Genomic DNA, 26,904 nt, shown 5'->3' with positions numbered 1-26,904 from the left:
ACAGACCGGGAATAGTGAGACGGATGAATATAGTTAACATGCTGAAAAAGTTAGGGAATGAGTACAGTAATATGGTCATGGGATGCTGACCATATTACTGGGGATCACTCAGCCCACAGGGAGAGGGAGCTGGTAGACTCTGCACTTTTGGAAGTAAGGAGCTGATCAAGCAACTCGATCGTCACTTTAACCAGGATGAGCAGGTTCAATCAGCCGGTGCTTATGAAGAATCACTACACTTTCAATCTAACTGGATCGGTCCCCATAGGGAGAGGGAGCTGTCCGGAGATCTTGATTAGCTTGTGCGACTTCGGAAAGTAGAGTGTAAGAACAGAAAGGTAAGGTATTACGTCAAGCGATCAACGAGCTGGATCGGTCCCCTCTCCCTGTGGGAGAGGGTTAGGGTGAGGGGCCATTGCTTGCGGCTTAAAAAATGGTGATATCCGCCACGGAAGGGAAGATATAGCTCGGGCGGAACGGCATGGATTCAACATCGTTCAGGTTTGAGACGCCAGACAGCACCAGCACGGTTTCCAGCCCGGCCTGGAAGCCAGCGAGGATATCGGTGCGCAGGTTGTCCCCGACAATCACCGTTTCTTCCGAATGTCCCTGCATCTTGTTCAGTGCGGCTCGGATAATCCACGGGCTAGGCTTGCCGACATAAAACGGCTTACGGCCAGTGATCTTCTCGATCGGCGCGCACAGAGCCCCACAGGCCGGTGTGAAACCATGGCCATGGGTATCCGGGTTGGTGGCAATAAACCGTGCCCCGTTGTTCACGAAGAAGGCCGCTTTATGCATCATGTCCCAGTTGTAGGAACGGGTTTCACCCACGATCACGAAATCCGGGTTGATATCTGTGATGGTAAAGCCGGCTTTGTAGAGTTCGTGGATCAGTGCGCCTTCGCCCACCACATAGGCTTTTTTACCTTCCTGGCGGCGTAGGAAATCGGCCGTCGCCATCGCTGAGGTATAAAACGCGCTTTCTGGCACGTCCAGGCCTGCGGCGGCAAAGCGGTTGGCCAGATCCTGGGCGGTTTGTGAAGGGTAGTTGGTTAGCACCACCAGCGGCATCCCCTGCTCCTGAATACGAGCCAGGAACAGATCGGCTCCAGGGATCGGGGTATTGTCATGCAGCAGCACGCCGTCGATGTCACATATCACGTTTTTGATAGTCATTGTTGCTGGTCTCATGATAAACGGCAGGGCAAAAAAGCCAGAAGTGCATCCCTGCCAAACAGGCAGTTTAACTTTCTAGCAGCCGTTGGAGAAGTACACCGTTGAGCATTGCCCGTTTAGCCAGGGCAAAAGCACCGATCGCTGAACGATGGTTGAGTTCGGAAGTGACCACCGGCAGGTTTCTGCGGAAATCCTTCAGTACCTGGGTGTTGATGCAGCTTTGGATGGCGGGTAACAGCACTTTGTCCGCTTCGGTGATTTCACCGGCGATCACCACTTTTTGCGGGTTGAACAGGTTGATGGCGATGGCTACCGCCTTGCCCAGATAGCGGCCAACGTGTTCGATCACTTCGCTGGCCAGCAAATCTCCGCGATTGGCGGCTTTGCAGATGGCGGCAATGCTACAGTCGTCCAGCGTCATTTTGCTTGGGTAGCCCTGACTCAGCAGGTGGCGTACGCGTTGTTCGATAGCAGCGTTGGCTGCCACGGTTTCCAGACAGCCGAAGTTACCGCAGTGGCAGCGCTCGCCGAGGGGATCGATTTGAATATGACCAATCTCCCCCACGTTGCCGTTATTACCGAGGAAGATTTTGCCGTTGACGATGATCCCGGCGCCGGTGCCCCGGTGCAGGCGCACCAGAATGGAGTCTTCACAATCCCGGGTAGCCCCGAAGTAGTGCTCCGCCAAGGCCAGGCTGCGGATATCGTGGCCGACAAAACTGGTGACGTTGAAGCGTTGCTGAAGATGGTCGACTAACGCCCAGTTATCGACGCTGATGTGCGGCATGTAGCGCACTACGCCTAAAGCCGGATCGACCAGGCCAGGCAGGATCACGGCAATGGCGATCAGTTCGCGCAGTTTGCGCTGGTAGCTTTCGATAAACTGCGCAATGGCGTTGAGCAGTGCGTTTTCCAGTGTCTCCTGGGTGCGTTCCGGCAGAGGATAGTGCTCCTCTCCGAGCGACTTACCGCCCATATCGTACAGGGTGATAGTGGCATCATGGCGGCCGAGGCGGACGGCAACGGTGTGGAAATTGCGGGTTTCACTGACAATGGAAATGGCACGGCGGCCACCGGTGGAGGCTTGCTGATCGACCTCTTTGATCAGCCCGCGCTCCAACAGTTGGCGAGTAATTTTAGTGACGCTGGCGGGGGCAAGCTGGCTGAGTTCGGCAATCTGAATGCGCGAGATCGGGCCTTGCTGGTCGATCAGGCGATACACTGCTGCGCCGTTAAGTTGTTTAACTAAGTCAACATTCCCTATTTGTGCTTGTCCGCCAGTGCTCATCAATAATTCTACTCGCTGTTCATGGATTAAACCTCGTTGCCGTTAACGAGGGTCTTGGTGATTTGGTAATCACGGGTAAAGGCGGTCAGGTTGGCGACCTTGCCGGCTTCGATGGTGCCTAAACGTTGTTCGACACCGATAGCGCGAGCCGGGTAGAGCGTTGCCATACGCAGCGCTTCGTCCAGTGCGATACCGACATGCTCTACGCTGTTCTGCACCGCTTCGATCATGGTCAGTGCGGAGCCGCTCAGAGTGCCGTTTTCGTCAACGCACAGGCCGTCACGATAATAAATGGTTTTACCCGCAAAAATAAACTGATCGATATCCGCGCCTGCTGGTGCAGTAGCATCGGTAACCAGCACCAATTTATCACCTTTTACCCGCTTGGCGTTACGGATACTCGCCCAGGCCACGTGGTGCCCATCGGCAATGATGCCGGTATACACTTCTGGCGTGTCGAAGATCGCGCCCATCAGGCCCGGTTCGCGGCCACTGATGTACGGCATGGCATTGTACAGATGGGTGGCGAAGGTAATGCCTGCGGCGAAACCAACGCGTGCCTGATCGTAAGTGGCGTTGGAGTGGCCAGCGGACACTACGATACCGGCGTCGCTCAGCTGTTTGATAAAGTGTGGTTCCACCATTTCTGGCGCCAGGGTCACTTTGCTGATCACGTCGGCGTTGGCACACAGGTAGTCGATCATCTCGCTGGTAGGCTTGCGGATAAACGCCGGGTTGTGGGTGCCTTTCTTCTCCAGGCTCAGGTACGGCCCTTCCAGATGCAGGCCAAGGGCCTGATTGGGATGGTTCTTCAGATAAGCGCGCATCACGTTGATGCCGTGCTTCATATAATCGTCGCTGCAGGTGATCAGCGTTGGCAGATAGCTGGTACAGCCAGATTTCTCGTTGGCGCGCTGCATGATTTCCAGCGTGGTTTCCGAGATGGCTTCCAGTGAGTCGTTAAATTGCACGCCGCCGCAGCCGTTAAGCTGCACGTCGATAAAACCGGGGGCTAGGATGGCGCCACCCAGATCGCGCGTTTCGATGCCTGCTGGCAGCTCGGCCAGTGGGCAGACTCGTTCAATCAGGCCATCAGCAATCACTACCGCATGGTCATCAAGCACGTCGTGGCCGGTAAAAATCCGGCATTGGGTTAAAGCGAACATGTAGCCCCCTGCAAAAAATTAAAGACTATTAACGCTTTCCGCTTCCAACTCGCGGAAATACTTAACGGTTTTCACCTTCAGTTCCATGGTGGACGGTTCGTCACAAACCACCACGGCTTTGGCATGCAGCTGCAGGCAGCTAATGGTCCACAGATGGTTGATGCTGCCTTCCACTGCGGCTTCCAGCGCCTGTGCCTTGCCACGGCCAGTGACCAGGATCATCACTTCTTCCGCATCCAGCAGGGTACCTACGCCGACGGTCAGGGCATATTTTGGCACCTGGCTCACGTCACCGTCGAAGAAGCGGGAGTTGGCGATGCGGGTTTCTTCGGTCAGCGTTTTGATACGGGTGCGTGAAGCCAGGGAAGACGCTGGTTCGTTGAACGCAATGTGGCCATCGAAGCCTACGCCGCCCATGAACAGGTTAACTTTGCCGTAGGATTTCATCTTGGCTTCGTACTGACGGCACTCTTCGTCAACGTCTGGTGCGTTGCCGTTCAGCAGGTTGATATTTTCACGTGGGATATCAACGTGGTCGAAGAAGTTACGGTACATGAAGGTGTGGTAGCTTTCCGGGTGTTCCTGCGGCAGGCCAACATATTCATCCATGTTGAAGGTCACGACGTGCTTGAAGCTGACTTCACCGGCTTTATGCATCGCGATCAGGTGTTTGTAGGCTTCCAGCGGGGTGCCACCGGTTGGCAGGCCAAGGACGAACGGGCGATCTGCGGTCGGTTTGAAGGCGTTGATACGCTGAACGATATGGCGTGCGGCCCATTTGCCGACTTGAGTAGTGTCTTGTAGTGGGATAAGTCTCATCGTACACCTCTAGGTAGAATAAACTGTGTCTATACTGGTACGGGCAACAACCGTAGCTTAAAGCGTAACTCAGCTTTGTGAAGCTGGTATTCGGGATTACTGCCCGTTGATTTTTTGAATGATAAAATAAGTTTTGTGCGATGGCTAGCAATGTGGCAGTTTAACACTACTTTTTGGTGACATTTGTCACAAAAAAGGAGGTTTTAATTTGCGATACGAAATAATTTTTTTACACTCCGCATGAGTGATACGTGCCAAGCGTTATTTCTAAAAAGGTAGTGAGTTATCTCAATAAACTGCCAATAGGGTCCGGCATCGGACGAATAGGGGGAAAAGGTGAACATTCTTAGTTATTTACAAAAGGTGGGTCGGGCCTTGATGGTTCCGGTAGCCACACTGCCTGCCGCGGCCATCCTGATGGGTGTCGGCTACTGGATTGACCCGGTTAGCTGGGGTGGGGACAATGCTCTGGCAGCCTTGTTCATCAAATCTGGTTCGGCCATTATCGATCATATGTCGGTCCTGTTCGCCATTGGTGTGGCTTACGGTATGTCCAAAGACAAAGACGGTGCTGCTGCACTGACCGGTTTTGTCGGCTTCCTGGTAGTGACCACGCTGTGTTCACCTGCCGCCGTGTCAATGATTCAGAAGATCCCTCTCGATCAGGTTCCAGCCGCCTTTGGCAAAATCGAGAACCAGTTCGTGGGTATCCTGGTGGGTATCATTTCTGCCGAAGTCTACAACCGTTTCAGCGGTGTTGAACTGCCGAAAGCGCTGTCATTCTTCAGCGGCCGCCGTCTGGTGCCAATCCTGATCTCCTTCCTGATGATCCTGGTTGCCTTCATCCTGATGTACATCTGGCCGGTCGTGTTCAACGGTCTGGTCAGCTTCGGTGAGCAGATCCAAAAGCTCGGCTCTGCCGGTGCCGGTATCTACGCCTTCTTCAACCGTCTGTTGATTCCGGTCGGTCTGCACCATGCGCTGAACTCGGTATTCTGGTTTGACGTTGCCGGTATTAACGATATTCCTAACTTCCTGGGTGGTTCGCAGTCTATCGAAGCGGGTAAAGCGACTATCGGTATCACCGGTCGTTACCAGGCAGGCTTCTTCCCAATCATGATGTTCGGTCTGCCGGGTGCAGCACTGGCCATCTACCACTGCGCACGTCCAGAGAACAAAGCGAAAGTGCTGGGTATCATGATGGCGGGGGCGTTCGCTGCCTTCTTCACCGGGATCACCGAGCCGCTGGAATTCTCCTTCATGTTCGTTGCTCCTGTGCTGTATGTGATCCACGCTATTCTGACGGGTATCTCCGTGTACATCGCGGCCAGCATGCAGTGGATTGCCGGTTTTGGCTTCAGTGCCGGTCTGGTGGATATGGCGTTGTCAACGCGTAACCCACTGGCGACCCACTGGTTCATGCTGATCCCGCAAGGCCTGGTGTTCTTCGCTATCTACTACGTGGTCTTCCGCTTCACCATCAAAAAATTCAACCTGATGACCCCAGGCCGTGAACTGGCGGTTGCCGGTGACGAAACCGACGGTTATGACGTGGATACCGCTGCTAGTAAGAACGAAGATGAAACCACTACCCTGGCTCGTCGCTATGTGAGCGCCATCGGGGGTTCTGACAACCTGACCGGGATCGATGCCTGTATCACCCGTCTGCGTCTGAACGTTAAAGATTCTGCGTTGGTGAACGATGCTCTGGCTAAACGCCTGGGTGCTTCTGGCGTGATCCGTCTGAACAAACAAAGCGTGCAGGTGATTGTCGGGACTCGTGCCGAACTGATTGCCAGTGCGATGACTAAAGTGGTTGCAGCAGGCCCGGTAGCGGCAGCCTCTGCTCCAGCCGCCGCAGCCGCTGCGGCAGAAGTTAAACCGCAGGCCGTACCTAACGTCGCTAAAACCGTGTTGGAAGCGCTGGTGGCGCCGGTAACCGGTGAAGTGGTTGCTCTGGATCAGGTGCCGGACGAAGCCTTCGCCAGCAAAGCGGTCGGTGACGGTGTGGCGATTCGCCCAACCGATAAAACCGTCGTGGCGCCAGCTGATGGCACCGTGGTGAAGATCTTCAATACCAACCACGCTTTCTGCCTGGAAACAGACAAGGGCGCGGAGATCGTCGTGCACATGGGTATCGACACCGTGGCGCTGAACGGTCAGGGCTTCAAACGCCTGGTGGAAGAGGGTGCTGAGGTGAAAGCAGGTCAACCTATCCTGGAAATGGATCTGGAATACCTGAACGCCAATGCGCGCTCGATGATCAGCCCGGTAGTGGTCAGCAATGCTGATGACTATGCTGGCCTGACGGCGCTGGCAACCGGCAATGTCGTTGCTGGCCAGACCAAGCTGTTCGAGATCCAGAAATAAGTTGGGTTTAACCCTGGCTCCGCCCGGGCGTTAAACGGGCGGTAAGCAGTATCAGCGGGAAAAGAGCGATCTTTTCCCGCTTTTTTTGTTTTTGCACCATGGGAACTTGACGAATAACGGTTGTTTCTGGGCGCGGCTTATTGGAACATAGAAGGTTATATGTGTAGCGCTTTGCATTTGAGGAATAGTGACATGAGTGAGGCAGAAGCCCGCCCAACCAATTTTATCCGTCAGATCATTGATGAAGATCTGGCATCAGGGAAGCATACGTCGGTTCATACACGTTTCCCACCGGAGCCTAATGGCTATCTGCATATCGGCCATGCCAAGTCCATTTGCCTGAACTTTGGTATCGCCAAGGATTATCAGGGCCAATGTAACCTGCGCTTCGATGACACCAACCCGGTAAAAGAAGACATCGAATTTGTCGACTCCATCAAGCACGATGTGGAGTGGTTAGGCTTTACCTGGAGCGGCGACGTTCGTTATTCCTCGGACTATTTCGATCAACTGCACCAGTATGCGGTTGAGCTGATCAACAAAGGCCTGGCCTATGTTGACGAGCTTTCTCCCGAGCAGATCCGTGAATATCGTGGCTCGCTGACGGCTCCGGGCAAAGACAGCCCGTACCGTACCCGCACGGTTGAAGAGAACCTGGCGCTGTTTGAGAAGATGCGTAACGGCGAGTTTGCCGAGGGCACTGCTTGCCTGCGCGCCAAGATCGATATGGCCTCGCCGTTTATCGTGATGCGCGATCCGGTGATCTACCGCATCAAGTTTGCGGAACACCATCAGACTGGCAACAAATGGTGCATCTACCCGATGTACGATTTCACCCACTGCATTTCCGATGCGCTGGAAGGGATCACCCATTCGCTGTGTACCCTGGAGTTCCAGGATAACCGCCGCCTGTACGACTGGGTGCTGGATAACATCACCATCCCTTGCCATCCGCGTCAGTACGAGTTCTCACGCCTGAATCTCGAATACGCCATCATGTCCAAGCGCAAGCTGAGCCAGCTGGTCACCGAGAAGATTGTTGAAGGTTGGGATGACCCACGTATGCCAACCGTGTCCGGCCTGCGTCGTCGTGGCTATACGGCCGCCTCCATTCGCGAATTCTGCCTGCGTATCGGCGTCACCAAACAGGACAATAACGTCGAGATGATGGCGCTGGAGTCCTGTATTCGTGACGATCTGAATGAGCACGCACCGCGTGCCATGGCCGTGCTGGATCCGGTAAAGGTGATCATCGAGAACATGTCGCAAGACGTGGAAATGGTGACCATGCCTAACCACCCGAACCAGCCGGAAATGGGCAGCCGTGAAGTGCCGTTCAGCCGCGAAGTGTACATCGACCGTGCAGACTTCCGCGAAGAAGCCAACAAGCAGTACAAACGCCTGGTGCTGGGCAAAGAAGTGCGCCTGCGTAATGCGTATGTGATCAAGGCGGAACGTGTGGAGAAGGATGCGGAGGGTGAAATCACCACCATTTTCTGCACCTACGATCCAGATACACTGAGTAAAGATCCTGCCGATGGCCGCAAGGTGAAAGGCGTGATCCACTGGGTGTCTGCGGCACACGCCTTACCGGCAGAAATTCGCCTGTACGATCGTCTGTTCAGCGTGGCTAACCCGGCGGCGGCAGAGGACTTCCTCGCCACCATCAACCCGGAATCGCTGATTATCAAGCAAGGCTTTGTCGAGCCAAGCCTGGTAGCTGCCCAGCCGGAAAAAGCCTATCAGTTCGAACGTGAAGGTTATTTCTGCGCCGACAGCCGCTATTCTACAGCCGAGCGCTTGGTGTTTAACCGCACCGTAGGCCTGCGTGATACCTGGGCCAAGATTGGCGCTTAAGCTTAGCCAAGCCTAGCGCGTTTCCTTGCCTGTTTGTCTCTTGATCGGATCTTCTGGTCAAGAGACATCTCCAGTTTTGCTCTGAATACTACCCTCATGTCACTTCCCCTCCCGCTTACTGTCCCTGATTTTGGTTATTTAGCCCGCGTTTTTACCTGCAACCATAAGACCATAAGACAAATGTGGTAATAAATTCGTCGGATTTATCTGGCCTGCACTTAATATTGCGTAAATTCTGAGTCGTTCACCTTGGCTTATTCCTATTACTAAATATCGAAATGACGGGAGGTTGCGACCACTTATACTTATATTTTTTCGCTCTGCGTATTAGCCACAAATTTATTGATCTGCGTTAGTTGTTCGGCTATTCTTGCCAGAAATACAGGATGGTAAATAATAAAAATCAGCATGCTTTAATAAAGGCATAGTTTATTGTGCCTTTATACTAAGCATGGCTTTTTTCTATCGGATAGATATTGCCAAGGCTGATTTATACTCACTATATAAGGATTATGTTGTGAAAAAGCTTACTGTTTCTCAAGCCAACTCAATTGTCGGCGGTACCTGCAAAACCTGTTCTACCAAATATATCGCCTCTGGTTTCAAGTGCAATATGGTAACGACCTGTACCGATAAAACCGGTAAAGTCATCAGCCAGGACTCTAAACCTACCGCATTGGCCAATTGCGGTATCATTGAGAAGTAATACTGAGTAACGGTATCCTGTTGCCACCGTCCTTACTACCCTTGAGTAGATGGTTATTGAGCCAGAGTCACGCTCAACCCTGTGTCCAGTAAGGGCGGGTAAGGCATGGATCATTATTCAGCGTTTATTTCAGTGCTGATGCGAGGTTTTTTTCGTGTCAGCCTGTTTCGCAACAATAAAGCTCATTGCCAGGCCTTTTTAGGACGCGTTTTTTATGTTCAGAACCCCTCTGTTTATTACCCTGTATACGTTAGTGGTTATTATTGTCTCATCCCTCGTGACGACAGCCTATTTTCACTATTTTGTATTGAACACTAATGACGAACAGCAAAGCCTGGTCGCTTTCGATAATAACAATGCTAACAATAGTCCGATCAACGAAGACAATACCCTTATCGAGCTCTTCTCTTATGGCTGCCACTACTGCGCCCTGAATGAAGAAAATATCGATAAGCTGGAAGCGCGGATGCCTGCCGGGAGCAAGTTGATCCGTTTGCATATCAATAACGAGCAGATGAATGGTTTGGCCAGTTTTTCCTCATTGTTTGCGACGCTAACGGTGATGGGCATTGAACCGCAGCACCGTCAGAGCGCCTATGACGCGATTATCCGGGACAAGGTCGATCTGAGTAACCCTAAAAATCGTGATATCTGGCTTCAGGAACAAAACATCGATCTCGCGGAGTACAGCCGAGTTAGCCAGACCCCACAGGTTAAAGCTTTGCTGAGCTATATGACCGATGTCACCCGCTATTACAACATAGACGCAACGCCGAGCTTTATCGTCAACAGGAAATGGCTGGCATTACAGGATCGTGAGTTCCCCGAGTTTGCTGACCACCTGTTGTCGTTGTTACAGCATGATAAACCGCTGGAGCCCTAATGCGTTTCTTTGCTGTGTGGGCCTATCTGGCATGGCGAAATAGCCTGGCAACGCTGACGCGTAGTATGGCGCCCTTGCGCAAAGCGCAGAGGAGCACCGCCTGTTGGTTATTGCAGCACGGTGATTATCGTTGGTTTCTTGCGCTGGCGGCGTGGGGCAGAAGGTTGCGGCTGAGCGATCGAGGGGAGCGTAGGCGTGCTTTTGTAGCCGCCGCCAATAAGCAGTGCTTGCTTGGCGATGGCCGTAAATTGGATTTTGCCGGGGTGAGCTATCGTCGGCGGCTATTGGATCTGGCCGCTACCTATGGGCAAAGTCCACAGATACAGGATCAGATGGAGCGTTGTAAAGCACAGTTGAATGCCGTGGTGGAGCCTTTGCATCAAGCCGGTTCGCCGGTGGTGCTAGCTCCGTTGCATATGGTGTCCGATGTGTTGGCCGGGATGGTTGGGGGCGCGGCTTTCCCTGGCCAGGCAACGGTGATCGTTTCCAGCAGTGTGGAAATCTATCAGGAAAAAGTCCGTCAGCTAGGGAAGGTCAATCTTGCTTATTGTTCGATCCATGACGATAGCCGGGAAATTGCTGGCAACCTGATGGCGGCGATCATGGAGGCAGCGGATCATCGGCGGAACATCATGATCTTCCCTGATATCACCCCCGATTACACCGTCAATGCCAATACGGCAGCAACGGCAAAACTACCTTGTCGGCTTTTTGATCGCCCTGCCAATCTGCACAGCGGAGTGATACGCATTGCCCGGGCGTTATCGGCACAGGTGGTTTTTTATTACCTGTATTACGACCAGGAACTAAAAATCCATATTGAGCCGCCGGTGCAGGCTCGCAGCTTGAAAGCCAGGCTGCCGGAAATCATTGAAACGTCGATAGCCCGGCATCCTGAAGACTGGCTGTTATGGCACTCGCATTCGTTATTTTTTATCAATGAATAATCTGGAAATTGAAGAAGTCAGATCATGGAAAAGATAATCCCGACGCAGGTTTTTCAAGGTGAAACCAATGAGTGTGGGTTGGCCTGTATCGCCATGCTGGCGCAGACGCAGGGCATCGATGCCCCGCTGGAGAACTTGCGTGAACGCTATCCTGCGTCGCAGCATGGCACCTCGTTGACCACGTTATGCACCATTCTCTCTGAGCTGGCCATACCCGCTTACCCGGTGATTTTCGATCATGGTGAGCTGGCGGAGCTGCCCCTGCCTGCCATTTTACACTATGGTGCCAGCCACTATGTGCTGTTGGCGTACCGCCAAGGCAACTATGTCTGCGTGATGAACCCGGCGATAGGCCAGCAACTGTTGCCCATCGATGCATTAAAACTGGAAATCAGCGGCTACGCGCTGGTGCTGGACAGTGAAAACCAACCCGACCCACAGGCACAGGCTGATAAAAAGCGCAGTACGGGTTTCAAAGCCTTGGAGTGCATGAGCCTGAAAGAGACCGCCAGGATGCCGGGTATCTATCGGTTGATGGTGCTGGCCTTTCTGATTTCCTTAACCCTGTTCATCATGCCGACGATGGTGGGCAGCGCCATCAATCAGGTTTACTCCTCGGCGGGTGACGCCGACTTCCCGTATTTCTATTTCCTGCTGGCGTTTTTTGTTTCTACCCTGCTGGCCTTTGCCGTGCGTTGGGTTACGGAGCGGTTTATCAAACGCTTTGTGGTGGTCAACAGCGTAGCCGGTTTCTCGCGGTTACTCGGTAATTCGCTCAACTTCTTTGCCAAACGCGCACCGGGCGACGTGTTCAGCCGCTTCTCTAACTGGCAGCTGGCGTCAGGCATCAAGATCGAGCTGGATAACGGCCTGCGTACCGATTGGATTATCGGCGCTATCGCGTTAGGCGTCATGTGTTACATGAGCCCGCTGCTGGCGATGGTCTCTGGAGTTGGCGTTACGCTAATGGGATTGATCAGCGTCTGGGCCATCTACCGCGATCGCTATTACACCCAGCAGTTGCAGGTAAAAACGGCGGAGCAAAGCGACTTTATTCTGGAAAGCATTCAGGGTTTTTCCACCATCAAATCCGCTGGGTTGGATAGCCAGCGCAAAAGCGTGTTTGCCCGCTACGCGCTATCCCTGTTTACCTGCCAGCAACAGCAGAGGATCTATGAGCAGGTCAAAAGCAGCCTGTATCAGCTGATCGGCAGCCTGGAGATGGTGTTTTTCATGCTGCTGGCGTTGCCATTATTGAAAAAGGGTGTCCTGACGCTGGGGGAGTTTTTTGCCTACAGCTTTGTGCGGGAGATTTTCACCTCGTATATCACCAAAATATTCTACGCCATTTTGCAGAAGAACCAGCTGCACGTCATCGATACCCGTGCGCGGGATCTGTTTCCTGCCCACTCAGAGCATGAAGCGGCACCTAAAATGCTCCCGCAGTTCAGCTCTCGGTTGAGTTTTCGCCATATTGTCTTTGCCTACGATGCCCAACTGCCGGTGCTGCATGATTTGTCGATATCGCTGCAACCCGGCCAACGGATTGCCATTGTCGGTGAATCGGGCACCGGCAAAAGCACGCTGCTGAAAGTGATGACCGGCCTGATGGCACCGCAGCAAGGTGAGGTGGTGGTCGATGGTCAGCCGGTCGATTATCGGCAGATACACACCTTGTTCTTCCTGCAAAGTCAGGAAGATATTCTGTTCAATGCCTCGGTGCTAGAGAACATCACGCTGTTTGATGAGAACGTGGATGAGCATCAACACCAGCGGATTAAACGTTCCCTTGAGGGGCTGAATCTGCACTCGGTCGTTGAAAAACTGCCGGGTGGGCTCAATGCCCTGATCCGTGAAAGCCATGCCGGGTTGTCCCTGGGGCAGCGCCAACGCCTGTTATTAGCTCGGGCAATGTACAGCAATTGCCCGGTGCTGGTGCTGGATGAGCCCACGGCCAACCTGGATGAAAATACGGCGCATCAGGTGATGACGACCTTGCTGACCCATTGTCGTGAACAGCACAAAACGCTGATCACCGTGACACATAGCGAAAGTGTGCTGTCGATGTTTGATCGGGTTTATCGCATGGACAATGGAGGTATGGCGCAGGTTGATACCCTGTTCGCATCGCAACCAGACCTGACAGCGGCAGCATACTCATGAAAATTAAAATGACAGGGAAGAAGTTGCTGATGGCTGTGCTGGCATTGGCCGCATTGAGCGGTGCGGTTGTCTGGTATGCCATGACGCCAACCTCAGAGGGTGCCCTCAATACTGCCGAAATTACCCGTGGTGATATTGAGAAAACGGTGCTGGCTACCGGGATACTTAAACCATTGCTACAGGTCAGCGTCGGGGCGCAGGTCAACGGGCAACTGCAAAAGCTGTATGTGAAACAGGGGGATCGCGTCACTCGCGGGCAACTGTTGGCAGAGATTGACCCCACGTTGCAGCAGAATGCATTGCGTAAATCAGAAGCGGCATTACAAAGCGCGCAGGCGCAGAAGCAGGTCACTCAGGCGATACTCAAACAGTATCAGCAGGAACTGACCCGGCAGCGCAGAATGGATCGCGAAGGTTCCGGCGTAAAAAGTGAGTTGCAGAAAGCCCAGGCCCAGCTCCAGACGCAGGTCGCCCAGCTAAAGGTGAATGATGCCCAAATCGTTCAGGCACAGATGGAGCTGGAAACGGCCCGCGCCAACCTGGGCTTTACCCGCATTGTCGCGCCGATAGATGGCGAAGTGTTGGGGATTGTCACCAAAGAGGGGCAAACCATTGTCTCTTCTCAAACCGTACCCACCATTTTGGTATTGGCGGATGTCGACACCATGTCAGTGCATACCCGCATTTCAGAAACGGACATTCTCAAGGTTCGCGTTGGGCAGCCACTGTGGTTTTACGTGGTTGCCGATCCGAAAAAGCGCTATGAGAGTGTGATGGGCTCGATCCAGGATGCGCCTAGCGAGGCCTTGCTGGACGACAGCCTCGCGACTTCCTCCAGCCAACAAGCCTCTGCGGTGTATTACAACGGCGTATTTGTGATCGCCAACACCCAGCGTTTGCTTCGAACCTCAATGACTGCTCAGGTGTTTATCATCACCGAACAGGCCAGGAATATCCTGCGTGTGCCGGTTGCCGCCTTTGGTGCACAGCGGGATGCAGACCACTATCAGGTGCAGGTGATGAATGGCAAGCAGCTTGAGCTACGCTGGGTCCGTATTGGACTTAATGACCGGCAGTTTGCCGAAGTCAAAGAAGGGCTCAACGAGGGAGATCGCGTGGTGCTGAGCTCCTCGGTGACGGGAAGCGATCATCATGGCTGAACATAGTGAGCCTTTGATCGCCCTGCGCGGCGTATCTCGCCATTTTGTGTCCGGATTGCAGACGGTGGCGGTGCTGAAATCTATCTCACTCACCATTCAGCGGGGCGAAATGGTGGCGATCATTGGCGCTTCCGGATCGGGGAAATCCACGCTGATGAATATCATTGGCTGCCTGGATAAGCCGACGCAGGGGGAGATGTCCATCAAGGGTATTTCCACCCCAGAAGCCAGTAGCGAACAGCTGGCTCAATTACGCAGCCAGTACATTGGGTTTATTTTCCAGCGCTATCATCTGATGCCGTACCTCAGCGCCGCTGAAAACGTCGCCATCCCGGCTCTGTATACGGCGATGCCGACGGCTGAGCGTCAGCAACGGGCCGAGTATTTACTGACCCGGCTTGGGTTGCAGCAGCGTATTCATTACAAACCGGCCCAGCTTTCCGGTGGGCAGCAACAGCGGGTCAGTATCGCCCGGGCACTGATGAACGGGGCGGAAATCATTCTGGCTGACGAACCGACGGGGGCGCTCGATCGTGCCAGCGGCCAAGAGTTAATGGGGATCCTGCACGCACTGCACCAGGCAGGACACACTCTGATTATCGTGACCCACGATCGTGATATTGCCAATCAGGCACAGCGCATCATTGAAATCAGCGACGGTGAGATTATTTCCGACCAGGCCAACTATGCCGTCGCGCCGTTGGAGACCCCGCCAGCGCTGCCGGTTGCCGTGGCTACTGGCCGCACAAGGTTTTGGCAAAGCGTGAAAGAGGCCGTCAAGATGGCCTGGCGGGCCTTGTTAGGGCACCGTGCACGGGCCTTTCTGTCGATGCTGGGTATCATCATCGGTATCTCTTCGGTGGTGTCATCCATGGCGGTCGGGGAAGGGGCTAGGCAAAGTATTCTGAATGAAATCAGCCAACTGGGCACCAGCACGCTGGAGATCCGGCCGGGGCTGGGCTGGGATAATCTCCGCCCCGACTTTGCGCGGGCGCTTACGGTGTCTGATGTCGAACTGCTGGCGGAGCAACCTTATGTCGATAGCGTGTCGCCGTTGGTCAGCAATACGGTAAAAGCGGTACGTGGAGGCAAGCAGGCCATGGTATCGATTTCCGGCATCAGCAACGCGTATTTTCGCGTGCAGGGCCTGCATTTCCTCTCCGGCAACGGCTTTACCGGGCGTGATCTGGACGAGCGTGAACCGGTGGTGATCATCGATCCGGAACTGCGCGCCACGCTGTTTGAGCCAGATGAGCTGCCTGAGGGGGAGATCATCCAGTTGGCGGGTACGCCTTTCCGGGTGATCGGCATTGCCGAGCGTAAAGGCGGTAAGTTCAGCGGCATGATGCTTGGGGCGTGGATGCCTTACACCGCGTTGCTGGAGCGTATGTCCGGCAATATGCCGATCGAATCAATAACCCTGCGGGTCAACGACGGTATTTCATTGCGTGAGGTGCAAGGCCGGGTAGAAGCATTACTGGAGCAGGCGCATGGCCAGCGTGACTTTTTCACCCAGACCAATGACCAGATGACGCAGGCCATCCGTAAGGCGTCGGATTCCATGACGCTGCTGATCACCGCCATCGCCGGAATTTCCCTGCTGGTGGGGGGCGTTGGCGTGATGAATATCATGCTGGTATCCGTGACAGAACGAACCCATGAGATCGGCATCCGCCTGTCGGTTGGGGCGCGTCCTGCGGATATTATGCGCCAGTTCCTGATCGAAGCGATGGTGATCTGCTCGCTGGGTGGGCTGATTGGCATTATCGGTGCCGGGCTGGTCGGGGTGATTTTCTCCTGGGTAACGCAGGAATTTTCCATGATCTTTACCTGGCCACCGATGGTGCTGGCCTGCGGGTTCTCGGCGCTGATCGGCCTGGGGTTTGGCTTTTTCCCTGCGCGTAATGCAGCGCGCCTTCACCCTACGGAGGCGTTGGCACGCGAATGATGATGGGCAAACTTTCCTGGACACTGTTATTCCCCTTATTGCTGACGGGATGTGGCTCATTAGTCAAAAGCGACTATCAGCAGCCCATGCTTTCTGTGCCCTCCGAATGGCGGCAGCAGGAGAGCGGGGCAGGTTATTTACAGCACAGCCAACGTTGGTGGGACAGCTTTGACGATCCACAGCTCTCAAGCCTGATTGGCCAGGTGCTGACCAGTAACAACGATCTGGCGATTGCCGGATTGCAGCTACAGCAGGCGCGATTGACGGCGGGGTTAACCAATACCAACCTGACACCGGACGTTGCGGTTAGCGGCGGCGCAAGCAATGAAAAAAACCTGCGCAGCAATACCACCCCGACGGAGTCTTACCGTACCTCGCTGGATCTGAGCTATGAATTGGATTTGTGGGGCAAGCTGGCGCGGGCCAGAGAGCAGGCCCAGTGGCAGGTTGAGGCCTCGGAGCAGGATCGGCAAAACACCGCGTTGATATTGATCGGTGATACCGCGCGCTATTACTGGCAGATCGCCAGCCTCAATCAGCAGATCACGCAACAGCAGACCGGGCTGAAAATCAGTAAGCAGACGCTCGACATGGTGCAATCCCGCTACGCAGCGGGCGCGGCTGGGCAACTTGATGTATTGCAGGCGCAGCAATCGGTGATCGAGCGTGAAAACCGGCTGCGCCTGTTGCAACAACAGCGCGAGGAGGCCCGCAACGCGTTGGCCATCCTGTTCAACCGTTCGCCCACCGATCGTCAGGTAGAGCGATCTTCTCTGGACACCCACCAGGATGTGCCGATAGCCAGGATGCTGCCGGTTGAGGTTATCGCCCGCCGCCCGGATGTGAAAGCGGCGGAAAGCCAGCTGCGCGCGGCGTTGGCGGGTTCGGATGTAGCCCGCCTAGGCTTTTATCCGACGCTTTCGTTGAGTGCATCACTCGGGGCTGCCAGTAATGTTTTCCAGCAATGGTTCAGCAATCCGGCCAGAACATTGGGTGCTAACGCTGCCTTACCGTTTGTGGAATGGAACACCGTACAACTGACCATCGAAAAGTCGGATCTGGATGTCAAGCAAGCGGCGATTGTCTTTCGCAGCACGGTCTACAGCGCCTTGTCCGATGTAGATAACGCGATGACGCAGCGGCTTGGCTATCAGCAGCAAAGAAAAAACCAGCAGCAGAATCTGCAGCTAGGCCAGCAGCGTTTAGCGCTGGCGACTAGCCAATACCAGGCGGGAGCCGTTTCTTTCCAGACGCTGCTGGATGCAGAAGATGCCCTGCTGACCATTGAAAATAATCTGGCGGATCTGCAGTACAGCTACCTCAATGCCACCATGAAACTCTGGCTGGCATTGGGCGGTGGTGTGGCAAAAGACAATGACAAGGAAAGGGGAAATCATGAATAAAGGTTTAATGCCGCGCCGAGTGGTGGTCACCGGTTACGGGGCGGTGACGCCGCTGGGAATGAATGCAGCGCAAAGCTGGGCGGCGATCATGGATTATCAGCTAGGTTACCGTTATTACGATAAATCCAGCGTCGGGATCCAGTCACGTTTTCTGGGGCTGATCGACGAGGAGCCTAGCTTGAAAGGGGTTCCTGCGGCGATCCGTCGTCGCCTGCCGCGTTTTGCCCGGTTGGTGTTGGCAGCGGCCCGTGAGGCTATGGGCATGGCGTTTCAGGGTGAAAGCCCCGCGGCCTATTACGATCTGCTGGAGTGCGGCACGATTATGGGCAGCGGCTGGGCGGGGCAAGATGAAACCCATATGAATTATGAAGGCTATCTGCGCACGGGGCTGGGGTCACCGTTTGGCTGTTTCCTGTCGATGCCGAATGCGGCTACGGCGGCGTGCAGCCTGTTCTGGGGCCTGCGCGGTTATCAAAACAGCCCGATTGCGGCCTGTGCGACCGGGACGATCGCCATCGGGGATGCTTTTGAGGTGATCCGCAGTGGACGTGCCTCCATGATGCTTGCCGGGGCCGGGGAGTCGCTGCGTACCGATGCCGCAGTGTGGAACATCGACATCCTTCGCGCGTTGGCGAGCGAGCAGGAAGATATCCGCAAGGCCTGCTGCCCGTTCAGCCTGGATCGCAACGGTTTTGTGCTGTCAGAAGGGGCGGCCGTTTTGTGCCTGGAAGAACGGGAAGCCGCGCTGGCTCGCGGGGCAACTATCCTTGGCGAGATCAAAGGTTACGGTAATTATTCCGATGCCGTCGATTTTACTGCCCCAGCCGAAGACAAGCTTGCCCGGGTCAAGACTATCGCGCGAGCATTGGACCAGGCGGGATTGGCGGCGGCTGATATCGACTATATCAATGCGCATGGCACCTCTACGCCACTCAACGATCTGAACGAAACGCAGGCCATCAAACTGGCCTTCGGGGAAGCCGCTTTTAGCACACCGCTTTCCAGCACCAAATCTTATTCCGGGCATCTGATTGCGGCGGCGGGCAGTTTTGAATCCATTATTTGCCTGCAAGCCATACAACATCAGATGATGCCTGCGACCTGTCACCTGACGAATGCCGATCCACAATGCGATCTGGATTACATCGGTGAGGGGCATCGCTCTGCACCGTTACAAAACACGCTGAATCTGAGCTTTGGTTTTGGCGGAGCCAATGCGGCCTTGGTGATTGGGCAGGCATGAGTATGGATCTCACTTATAGCGTGCAAGATGCTGAAGCCTGGGCCGCATTTTCTGGTGATTACAATCCGATCCATTTTGACCTGCAACAGGCGCGCAAGATCGGTGTGGCGCAACTGAGCGTACATGGGATGCGTGCGATGCTGGATATGAAACGGCACCTGAGCACAGCCCTGTTGGCTACAGCGCCGGATCAGGAGGGCTGTACCTTCCGCGCACGTTTGCGCCAGCCAGTGTTGTGCCAGACGTCGTATCAGTTGCAAATTGCCAGCAAGGGAAGCTCGGTGACCGGTGCGCTGCTGGACAGTACCTCGCAGGAACGCTGTTTTAGCAGCACGCTGACTTCGGCCCCACTCTTGCCATCGAGTGCTGGCGTGAAGGAACACTCGCTAACGACTGCTGAAGTAATGGCACTAGCCCGCCTGTTTCCCGGAGAGGTCTCTGATATCACTCAGACTTGGGGGTTCTTTGATGCGCTGTTATTTCAGCTGTTGGTGCAATCCCCGGCAACGCTGGCGACGCTGAGCGCAGCATTTCCCGAACTGGCTGCCGAGACGCTGCTCGACGTGTTCGCACAGATCCCGGTGGTGCAGACACACCATGAAACCCACTTTAGCGCCCAACTTTTTACCCCCGATCCCCATTTTCACCTTGAAGAGCGGCTGTACTACCAGATTTCGCCCATGCTGATCATGGGGGATAAACACAGCGGCCTGGTGTTACGGGCGGAGATCCAGGCTAACACGCTGTCGCAGCCGCTGATAACAACGGCAGTCACCTTGAAAACCTGGCCGTTGGTCAGTTAACAACATAAGGACATACCATGGAAAAGTACCAACAAGTTTACCTCACCGTCAGCGAAATGATCTGTGATGCCAAAGATCTCGAGATGGACGACCTCTCGCCAGAGATGCCCTTGCATCAGCTCAAACTCGATAGCCTGGATTACGTCGAACTGATGGTGCTGGCCAAGCGTGAATTCGGGGCTACGTTGAGTGCCGAAATGTTTATCGATAAACCCAATATGACACTGGGTGAACTGTGCCAATCTCTGGCCGAACAGCAAAAATAAGCCTATGACCAGACAATGGGTATTAGTGACCGGCGGTAGCCGGGGGATTGGCCGCGCGCTGGTGGAAGAGTTGGCCAAACGGTGGAACGTAGTGTTGACCTGCCGTAGCGATCGGTCGTCCTCAGCCGAGGTGATTGAGGCCTGCGCCGGTTTGCCTGGCTGGGTGGAAAGCGTTGCTTGTGATGGCAGTGATGAACAGGCGGTGAACCTTGTAGCGCCAGATCTGTTGGCCCGCCTCGGTGCGCCTTTGGCGGTGATCCATAATGCAGGGATCGCCCAAGACAGTTTGCACATCCAACAAACGAGCGAGCGCTGGCGGCAGGTGATCGACACCAACCTCAATGCCGTATTCTACTGGAACCGCCACCTGCTGCCAGCCATGATGGGGCAGGGCGAAGGTGCCATCGTACTGATGTCTTCGATAACGGGGATCAAGGGCAATGTAGGGCAAACGGCTTACGCTGCCAGCAAATCGGCGATGATAGGCCTGGCCAAGTCGCTGGCGTTGGAGGTGGCGCGCTTTAACATCCGAGTGAATTGCCTGCTGCCTGGGATCATTCACAGCGAGATGACAGACGCGATCCCACCGGAGGCGCTGAAGGCGCTGCGCAAACAAATCCCATTGCGGCGTTTGGGCAAGGCCAGCGAAGTCGCCAGGGCGGCGGTATTTCTGATCGGCGATGACAGTCGTTATATGACAGGACAGAGCCTGATCCTCGACGGAGGGTTAACTGCCTGACCCACTTGGGACGAACATGTTCGTCCCTACAAATCCCGCACCTAAACCAGTGTACATGCTGCGTCCGTTTCGGCTTTTTTTATCCCTAAAACCAACCCTCCCTTGCGTTGGTGTTAGCGGTGATCACGCTTGTTTTTTTCTAAGAATTAACTTGGTTGTCACCGCGTATCATTTTTCATCATCTCGACTTATATATTCGCGATGCGAATTAATATCATTTGTAGAGCGCTCTCATTTTTGGCGCCAATCGGCGTATTCCGCTTGCTGAAACCTTTCAATCCACAGGGGATTAGCTTTTTTAAGCTTTTATTATATGATTTTATTGGTAATTATTTATAAATAGTGACCTTGCTCATTATTGTAACGAATTATCATCAATGTGTGCACCTTGTCATACTTTGACAAATCTCTCTCATTTTTCATTTGATAATTCGCGTCGCGAAAAATAGTCTAGCTACAGTATCAAGGCCGAGGTGAATTTTATCATCCGGCACAATTTTACCCGATTAGGGTTTTTTTATTAGCGACCGTGCAGGGCAGTGGTGAACGCAGGCGGGCGCACTTTAAAGTCAAAGTCAAAGAGGAATTTTCTTATGGGTACGCACGGTGCTCAGCGTAAAACGCTGGCGCTCGCTGTCGCGGGTGCAATATTAGGAAGCGGATTCGTCATGGCCCCAGAAGCGCAAGCCGAAGGGTTTATCGACGATTCTACGCTGACCGGTGGGGTCTATTACTGGCAACGTCAACGCGATCGCAAAGACGTTGAAACCGGTGATTTTAAAACCAACCTCTCTCACTCCACCTGGAACGCCAACCTGGATTTCAACTCCGGCTATGCGGCGGACATGTTTGGCATCGATGTGGCGGCGTTCACCGCCATCGAAATGGCCGAATCCAGCGAGAGTGGCCACCCGAACGAAATCGCGTTCTCCAGCCGTAACCGTACCTATGACGAAGATTACTCCGGCGATAAAAGTGGTATCAGCCTGTATAAAGCGGCCGGTAAGTTCAAGTACGGCCCGGTCTGGGCGCGTGCCGGTTATATCCAGCCAAGCGGGCAAACGTTGCTGGCCCCGCACTGGAGCTTTATGCCGGGTACCTACCAGGGTGCTGAAGCCGGTGCCAACTTTGACTATGGCGATTCAGGTGCGTTGAGTTTCTCCTACATGTGGACCAACAAGTACAAAGCGCCTTGGCACATCGAGATGGACGACTTCCGTCAGAACGATCGCAAAACAGACGTTTCCTACCTGCACTCGCTGGGTGCCAAATACGATTTCAAAAACGACCTGGTACTGGAAGCCGCATTTGGCCAGGCGCAAGGCTACGTGAATCAGTATTTCACCAAGGCGTCTTACAAGTTTGACCTGGCTGGTAACCCGATGACTACCAGCTACCAGTTCTACGGTGCTGAAGACCGTATCGGCGACAATAGCGATCCGAACAGCATCTATGATGGTCTGGCATGGTTGCAGGCGCTGACCTTCGGTTATACCACCGGCCAGTTCAACTGGCGCTTGGAAGGCACCATGGTCAAGGCGGAAGGTAACCAAGGCTTCTTCCTGCAGCGTATGACCCCGACTTATGCCTCCTCAAACGGCCGCCTCGATATCTGGTGGGATAACCGCTCCGACTTTAACGCCAACGGCGAAAAAGCCGTGTTTGGTGGCGTGATGTATGACCTGAGCAACTGGAACCTGCCTGGTATGGCCGTCGGCGCTTCCTACGTTTACGCCTGGGACGCCAAGCCAAGCACCAACCCGATTTACGATCAGAGCCAGCGCCTGAGAGAGAGCGCTTACAGCCTGGATGCGATGTACACCATGCAGGACGGTCGCGCCAAAGGCACCCTGTTCAAACTGCACTTCACGCAGTATGACAACCATTCCGATATTCCAAGCTGGGGCGGCGGTTACGGCAACATCTTCCAGGACGAGAAAGACGTCAAATTCATCGTTATCGCACCGTTCACCATCTTCTAATGCGCTCCCCGGTGGCCAGGCTGCCGGGGAAATGCCACAGGACTTTAACCATGAAAAAACTGATGCTGATTATGGTCGCGGTTGCCGGGCTTAGCGCCTGCTCGCAATCGGCCGCGCCACCGGAAGATGTCAAGCTGCGCCAGGCCTACAGCGCCTGTATCAATACCGCGGAAGGTTCACCAGAGAAATTGCAGGCCTGCCAGGCGGTGCTGAACGTGTTGAAGCAAGAGAAACAGCACCAACAGTTCGCTGAGCAGGAAACCGTGCGGGTGCTGGATTACCAAAGCTGCATCCAGGCCGCCCATACCGGCAATGGCCAGGCGTATGACGCCAAATGCGGCAAGATTTGGAAAGAAATTCGCGCAAACAACAACTGATTACGCAAGAGGTTGCAGATGAACAAGTTTAAGATGAGTGCTCTCGCCGCCCTGACGGCTACCGTTGGGCTATTGGGCAGCGTAGGTTCTGCCATGGCCAACCAGCAGGTGGTTGATCAACTCAGCCAGCTGCAGGTCAATCTGAAGATGTTGGACAACCGTGCCGCTGAGAACGGCGTGGACTGTGCCAAGCTGGGTGCCGACTGGGCGTCCTGCCACAAGGTGCTGATCACCTTGACCAACGGCAATCAGGAAATCAAAGATAAAGACTGGGCGATCTATTTCCACAGCCCGCGCCAAACGTTGAAGGTTGATAACGACCAGTTCAAAATCACCCACATTACCGGCGATCTGTATAAGCTGGAACCGACGGACAAATTCACCAGCTTCCCGGCCAATCAGGCGGTGGAAATCCCGATTATCGCTGAATACTGGCAGCTGTTCCGCACCGACTTCCTGCCGCGTTGGTATGCCACTTCCGGCGATGCTCAGCCGAAGATCCTGTCAAATACCGATACCGAAGATGTTAACCAGTTTGTGGCCCCGTTCACCGGTGACCAGTGGAAGCGTACCAAGGATGACAACAACATTCTGATGGTGCCGGAAAGCCGCTTCACCAAGAACCAGGATCTGAAAGTGTTGCCGATGGCATCGCTGCGTGGGCAAATCATCCCAACCCCGATGGAAGTTAAAGTCCATGCGAAGGATATTGACCTGAGCAAAGGCGTGGCGCTGGAGCTGAGCGCGTTGACCAAGCCAGCGGCAGATGCAGCAGCCGAGCGTTTTGCCTTGCTGGGCATTGAGAGCCAGGCGAACGGTTATCCGATCAAGACGGATATCAAGCCAGCGGCATTCAAAGGCGATCAGGCCGTGCCAGGTGCCTACCAGCTGAAGATTGGCGAGAAAGGTGCCGAGATCGTCGGTTTCGATCAGACTGGGGTGTTCTATGGTCTGCAATCCATCCTGTCGTTAATCCCTTCGGATGGCAGCAAGAAGATCGCCACCCTGGATGCCAAAGATGCACCGCGCTTCCAATACCGCGGCATCTTCCTGGACGTGGCGCGTAACTTCCACCAAAAAGACGCCGTATTGCGCCTGCTGGATCAAATGGCAGCCTACAAGCTGAACAAATTCCACTTCCACCTGACGGATGACGAAGGTTGGCGCATTGAGATCCCTGGCCTGCCAGAGTTGACCGAAGTGGGCGGCCAGCGTTGTCATGACCTGAGCGAGACCACCTGCCTGATGCCACAATACGGCTCTGGCCCGGCACCGCACGGTGGCTTCTTCTCCCGTCAGGACTATATCGACATCGTTAAATATGCTCAGGCACGCCAGATTGAAGTGATCCCTGAGATCGACATGCCGGCGCACGCCCGTGCGGCGATTACTTCCATGGAAGCTCGCTACAAGAAGCTGCTGGCCGAAGGGAAAGAGAAAGAGGCCAACGAGTTCCGCCTGGTGGATCCGACCGATACCTCCAATACCACCTCGGTGCAGTACTTCAACCGTCAGAGCTACCTGAACCCATGCCTGGATTCCTCCAAGAACTTCGTGGACAAAGTGATTGGCGAAGTGGCCCAGATGCACAAAGAGGCCGGTCAGCCGCTGAAAACCTGGCACTTTGGTGGGGACGAAGCGAAGAACATCCGTCTGGGCGCTGGCTATACCGACGTGAAAAACCCGGAAGCGGGCAAGGGCATCCTCGATCTGAGCAAAGAAGACAAGCCGTGGGCCAAATCGCAGGTTTGTCAGGCCATCATCAAAGACGGCAAAGTGGAAGATATGGAACACTTGCCAAGCTACTTCGGTCTGGAAGTCAGCCAGTTGGTGAAAGCGCACGGCATTGACAGAATGCAGGCGTGGCAGGACGGCCTGAAAGATGCCAAAGACTCGAAGGCCTTCGCGACCAAGCATGTGGCGGTGAACTTCTGGGATACCCTGTACTGGGGTGGTTTCGACTCGGCTAACGACTGGGCGAACAAGGGATATGACGTGGTGATCTCTAACCCGGACTACGTCTACATGGACTTCCCGTATGAAGTCAGCCCGGACGAGCACGGTTACTACTGGGGCACCCGTTTCAGCGACGAGCAGAAGATCTTCAGCTTTGCGCCGAACAACCTGCCGCAGAACGCCGAAACCTCGGTTGACCGTGACGGTAACCACTTCACCGCCAAGAGCGACAAACCATGGCCGGGCGCATATGGTCTTTCCGCCCAGCTGTGGAGCGAAGTGGTGCGTACCGACCAGCAGATGGAATACATGATTTACCCACGTGCCGTGTCGCTGGCAGAACGTGCATGGCACCGCGCCAGCTGGGAGCAGGATTACAAAGCTGGCCGTGAGTACAAAGGTGGCGAAACCCATCAGGTCGATACCAAAACTCTGGATCAGGACTGGCTGCGCTTTGCCAACCTGATTGGCCAACGTGAGCTGGCCAAGATGGATAAAGCGGGTGTGAGCTATCGCCTGCCGGTCCCAGGTGCACGCATCATCGGTGGCAAGTTGGAGGCGAATATCGCTCTGCCGGGCCTGGGAATTGAATATTCCACCGACGGCGGCAAACAGTGGCAGCGTTATGACGATAAAGCACGCCCATCGGTAGCGGGTGACGTGCAAATCCGTGCAATCAGCCCGGATGGCAAACGCTTCAGCCGTGCCGAGCCAGTGAAAGCGTAAGTGAGAACTCCGCCCACCTACGTGTCGGTAGAGGGGCGGAGATAGTGCGAGGTGAGAGCAAACTGCAATTGTGATAATTGAGTGGATATTTTTCCCCGGCCTGTCCGGGGATTTTTTTATCTGTCATCCGGGCATAAAAAAACCGCCATTTAGGCGGTTTTCGCGTTCTGGCTGGCCAGAATCAGTTCTTGTTGTGCAGCGTTTCGTTCTCGCGGCAATCACCGGTTTCACAGTGGCCGTACAGGTACAGGCTGTGGTTGGTGAGCTTGATACCGTGTTGCTTGGCGATATCACGCTGACGCACTTCGATGGATTCGTCGCTGAACTCGATCACTTTGCCGCAGTCCAGGCAAATCAGGTGATCGTGGTGGTGTTGCTGAGTCAGTTCGAAAACCGACTTGCCACCTTCAAAATTGTGGCGGGTCACAATACCTGCGTCGTCAAACTGGTTCAGCACGCGGTATACCGTGGCCAGGCCAATTTCTTCACCCATATCTATCAGTTTTTTGTACAGATCTTCCGCACTGACGTGATGGCATGCCGGATCCTGCAAGACTTCCAGGATTTTGAGTCGCGGAAGAGTGACTTTTAAGCCAGCCTTCTTCAATGCGGAGTTGTTATCAGTCATGCGGATTCAGTCCTGTTACTATGCTAATCAAGTTGAGGCGTTCTCGCCTATGGCATCGGTTGGCACAAAGCGTTAATTGCGTCTCATTATAGAACCGGTTGCTGCAAATAGAAACCGCCGGTTGTTAACAAACATATCTTTGCACGTTTACAGGGTAATCATGCAAAGCTTTGATGGATGGGATAAACCGATATCTCAGTCTACCGTGGCGAGGTAGGAAGTTACAAACTTGTAGCTTCTATTGCTCTAATCCGTGATGCCGATAACAGAAGGGCGCGCTCTACGGCGCCCTTAC

The 26,904-nt window shown here is 54.3% G+C and carries 21 protein-coding genes; 16 read left to right on the top strand and 5 right to left on the bottom strand.

Features of this window, described 5'->3' with window-relative positions; all coding sequences use genetic code 11:
* Positions 1-426: 426 nt before the first annotated feature.
* From ACMV5I_RS22385 to nagB, 4 genes are all read right to left on the bottom strand, one after another.
* The gene (locus ACMV5I_RS22385; RefSeq protein ID WP_024483189.1) at positions 427-1,179 is read right to left on the bottom strand and encodes an HAD-IIA family hydrolase; all 753 of its coding nucleotides are present in this window, start codon (positions 1,177-1,179) and stop codon (positions 427-429) included.
* 67 nt (positions 1,180-1,246) lie between these two features.
* On the bottom strand, positions 1,247-2,467 hold the full coding sequence (gene nagC, locus ACMV5I_RS22380) for a DNA-binding transcriptional regulator NagC (RefSeq protein WP_065686412.1): 1,221 nt from the start codon (positions 2,465-2,467) through the stop codon (positions 1,247-1,249).
* A 26-nt stretch (positions 2,468-2,493) separates the two neighbouring features.
* A complete protein-coding gene (gene nagA, locus ACMV5I_RS22375) occupies positions 2,494-3,633 on the bottom strand; it encodes an N-acetylglucosamine-6-phosphate deacetylase (RefSeq protein WP_021805318.1) in 1,140 nt (379 codons plus the stop codon).
* 18 nt (positions 3,634-3,651) lie between these two features.
* Positions 3,652-4,452 (bottom strand): glucosamine-6-phosphate deaminase, encoded by an 801-nt coding sequence (nagB, locus tag ACMV5I_RS22370; protein WP_021805317.1) that lies wholly within the window; start codon positions 4,450-4,452, stop codon positions 3,652-3,654.
* A 336-nt stretch (positions 4,453-4,788) separates the two neighbouring features.
* On the opposite strand from nagB, the gene nagE reads away from it, so the two are divergent.
* From nagE to ACMV5I_RS22290, 16 genes are all read left to right on the top strand, one after another.
* Positions 4,789-6,822: an N-acetylglucosamine-specific PTS transporter subunit IIBC gene (gene nagE, locus ACMV5I_RS22365; RefSeq protein WP_414825289.1), complete on the top strand. Its 2,034-nt coding sequence runs from the start codon at positions 4,789-4,791 to the stop codon at positions 6,820-6,822.
* Between the two features lie 192 nt (positions 6,823-7,014).
* Positions 7,015-8,679, top strand: coding sequence for a glutamine--tRNA ligase (glnS, locus tag ACMV5I_RS22360; RefSeq protein ID WP_121606192.1), 1,665 nt, complete (start codon positions 7,015-7,017; stop codon positions 8,677-8,679).
* Positions 8,680-9,196: 517 nt separating this feature from the next.
* Positions 9,197-9,385 (top strand): DUF4762 family protein, encoded by a 189-nt coding sequence (locus ACMV5I_RS22355; protein WP_024483185.1) that lies wholly within the window; start codon positions 9,197-9,199, stop codon positions 9,383-9,385.
* A gap of 214 nt (positions 9,386-9,599) precedes the next feature.
* Positions 9,600-10,268 (top strand): thiol:disulfide interchange protein, encoded by a 669-nt coding sequence (locus ACMV5I_RS22350; protein ID WP_414825288.1) that lies wholly within the window; start codon positions 9,600-9,602, stop codon positions 10,266-10,268.
* A complete protein-coding gene (locus tag ACMV5I_RS22345; RefSeq protein ID WP_414825287.1) occupies positions 10,268-11,215 on the top strand; it encodes an ABC transporter in 948 nt (315 codons plus the stop codon). Before ACMV5I_RS22350 ends, ACMV5I_RS22345 begins: the two co-directional genes overlap by 1 nt.
* 24 nt (positions 11,216-11,239) lie before the next feature.
* Positions 11,240-13,378: a peptidase domain-containing ABC transporter gene (locus ACMV5I_RS22340; protein WP_414825286.1), complete on the top strand. Its 2,139-nt coding sequence runs from the start codon at positions 11,240-11,242 to the stop codon at positions 13,376-13,378.
* Positions 13,375-14,538 (top strand): efflux RND transporter periplasmic adaptor subunit, encoded by a 1,164-nt coding sequence (locus ACMV5I_RS22335; protein WP_414825285.1) that lies wholly within the window; start codon positions 13,375-13,377, stop codon positions 14,536-14,538. Before ACMV5I_RS22340 ends, ACMV5I_RS22335 begins: the two co-directional genes overlap by 4 nt.
* Entirely contained in the window at positions 14,531-16,486 is a 1,956-nt protein-coding gene (locus tag ACMV5I_RS22330; protein ID WP_414825284.1) for an ABC transporter permease, read from the top strand. The genes ACMV5I_RS22335 and ACMV5I_RS22330 overlap by 8 nt, the downstream gene beginning before the upstream one ends.
* Entirely contained in the window at positions 16,486-17,889 is a 1,404-nt protein-coding gene (locus ACMV5I_RS22325) for an efflux transporter outer membrane subunit (RefSeq protein ID WP_414825291.1), read from the top strand. Before ACMV5I_RS22330 ends, ACMV5I_RS22325 begins: the two co-directional genes overlap by 1 nt.
* The gene (locus ACMV5I_RS22320) at positions 17,882-19,132 is read left to right on the top strand and encodes a beta-ketoacyl-[acyl-carrier-protein] synthase family protein (RefSeq protein ID WP_202670860.1); all 1,251 of its coding nucleotides are present in this window, start codon (positions 17,882-17,884) and stop codon (positions 19,130-19,132) included. The genes ACMV5I_RS22325 and ACMV5I_RS22320 overlap by 8 nt, the downstream gene beginning before the upstream one ends.
* A gap of 2 nt (positions 19,133-19,134) precedes the next feature.
* Complete coding sequence (locus ACMV5I_RS22315; protein ID WP_174333100.1) at positions 19,135-19,935, top strand: MaoC/PaaZ C-terminal domain-containing protein; 801 nt, start codon at positions 19,135-19,137, stop codon at positions 19,933-19,935.
* 17 nt (positions 19,936-19,952) lie between these two features.
* Positions 19,953-20,201 carry an acyl carrier protein gene (locus ACMV5I_RS22310; protein ID WP_024529318.1) on the top strand — a complete coding sequence of 83 codons (249 nt, stop codon included), beginning with the start codon at positions 19,953-19,955 and terminating at the stop codon, positions 20,199-20,201.
* Positions 20,202-20,205: 4 nt separating this feature from the next.
* Positions 20,206-20,940 (top strand): SDR family oxidoreductase, encoded by a 735-nt coding sequence (locus ACMV5I_RS22305; protein ID WP_414825283.1) that lies wholly within the window; start codon positions 20,206-20,208, stop codon positions 20,938-20,940.
* Between the two features lie 593 nt (positions 20,941-21,533).
* Complete coding sequence (gene chiP / locus ACMV5I_RS22300; protein ID WP_024483174.1) at positions 21,534-22,922, top strand: chitoporin ChiP; 1,389 nt, start codon at positions 21,534-21,536, stop codon at positions 22,920-22,922.
* 50 nt (positions 22,923-22,972) lie between these two features.
* Entirely contained in the window at positions 22,973-23,299 is a 327-nt protein-coding gene (gene chiQ, locus ACMV5I_RS22295) for a ChiQ/YbfN family lipoprotein (protein ID WP_121606201.1), read from the top strand.
* Positions 23,300-23,317: 18 nt separating this feature from the next.
* On the top strand, positions 23,318-25,981 hold the full coding sequence (locus ACMV5I_RS22290; protein WP_024483172.1) for a beta-N-acetylhexosaminidase: 2,664 nt from the start codon (positions 23,318-23,320) through the stop codon (positions 25,979-25,981).
* Between the two features lie 181 nt (positions 25,982-26,162).
* Here the strand turns inward: ACMV5I_RS22290 and fur are convergent, their stop codons facing one another.
* Positions 26,163-26,609: a ferric iron uptake transcriptional regulator gene (fur, locus tag ACMV5I_RS22285; protein ID WP_021805300.1), complete on the bottom strand. Its 447-nt coding sequence runs from the start codon at positions 26,607-26,609 to the stop codon at positions 26,163-26,165.
* Positions 26,610-26,904 lie beyond the last annotated feature (295 nt).

It is taken from the genome of Serratia sp. T13T92 (genome assembly GCF_047530105.1).
GTDB classification, from domain to species: domain Bacteria; phylum Pseudomonadota; class Gammaproteobacteria; order Enterobacterales; family Enterobacteriaceae; genus Chania; species Chania fonticola.
Note: the sequence above shows the minus strand (reverse complement) of the source record. Positions and strands in the feature narration are given on the sequence as shown.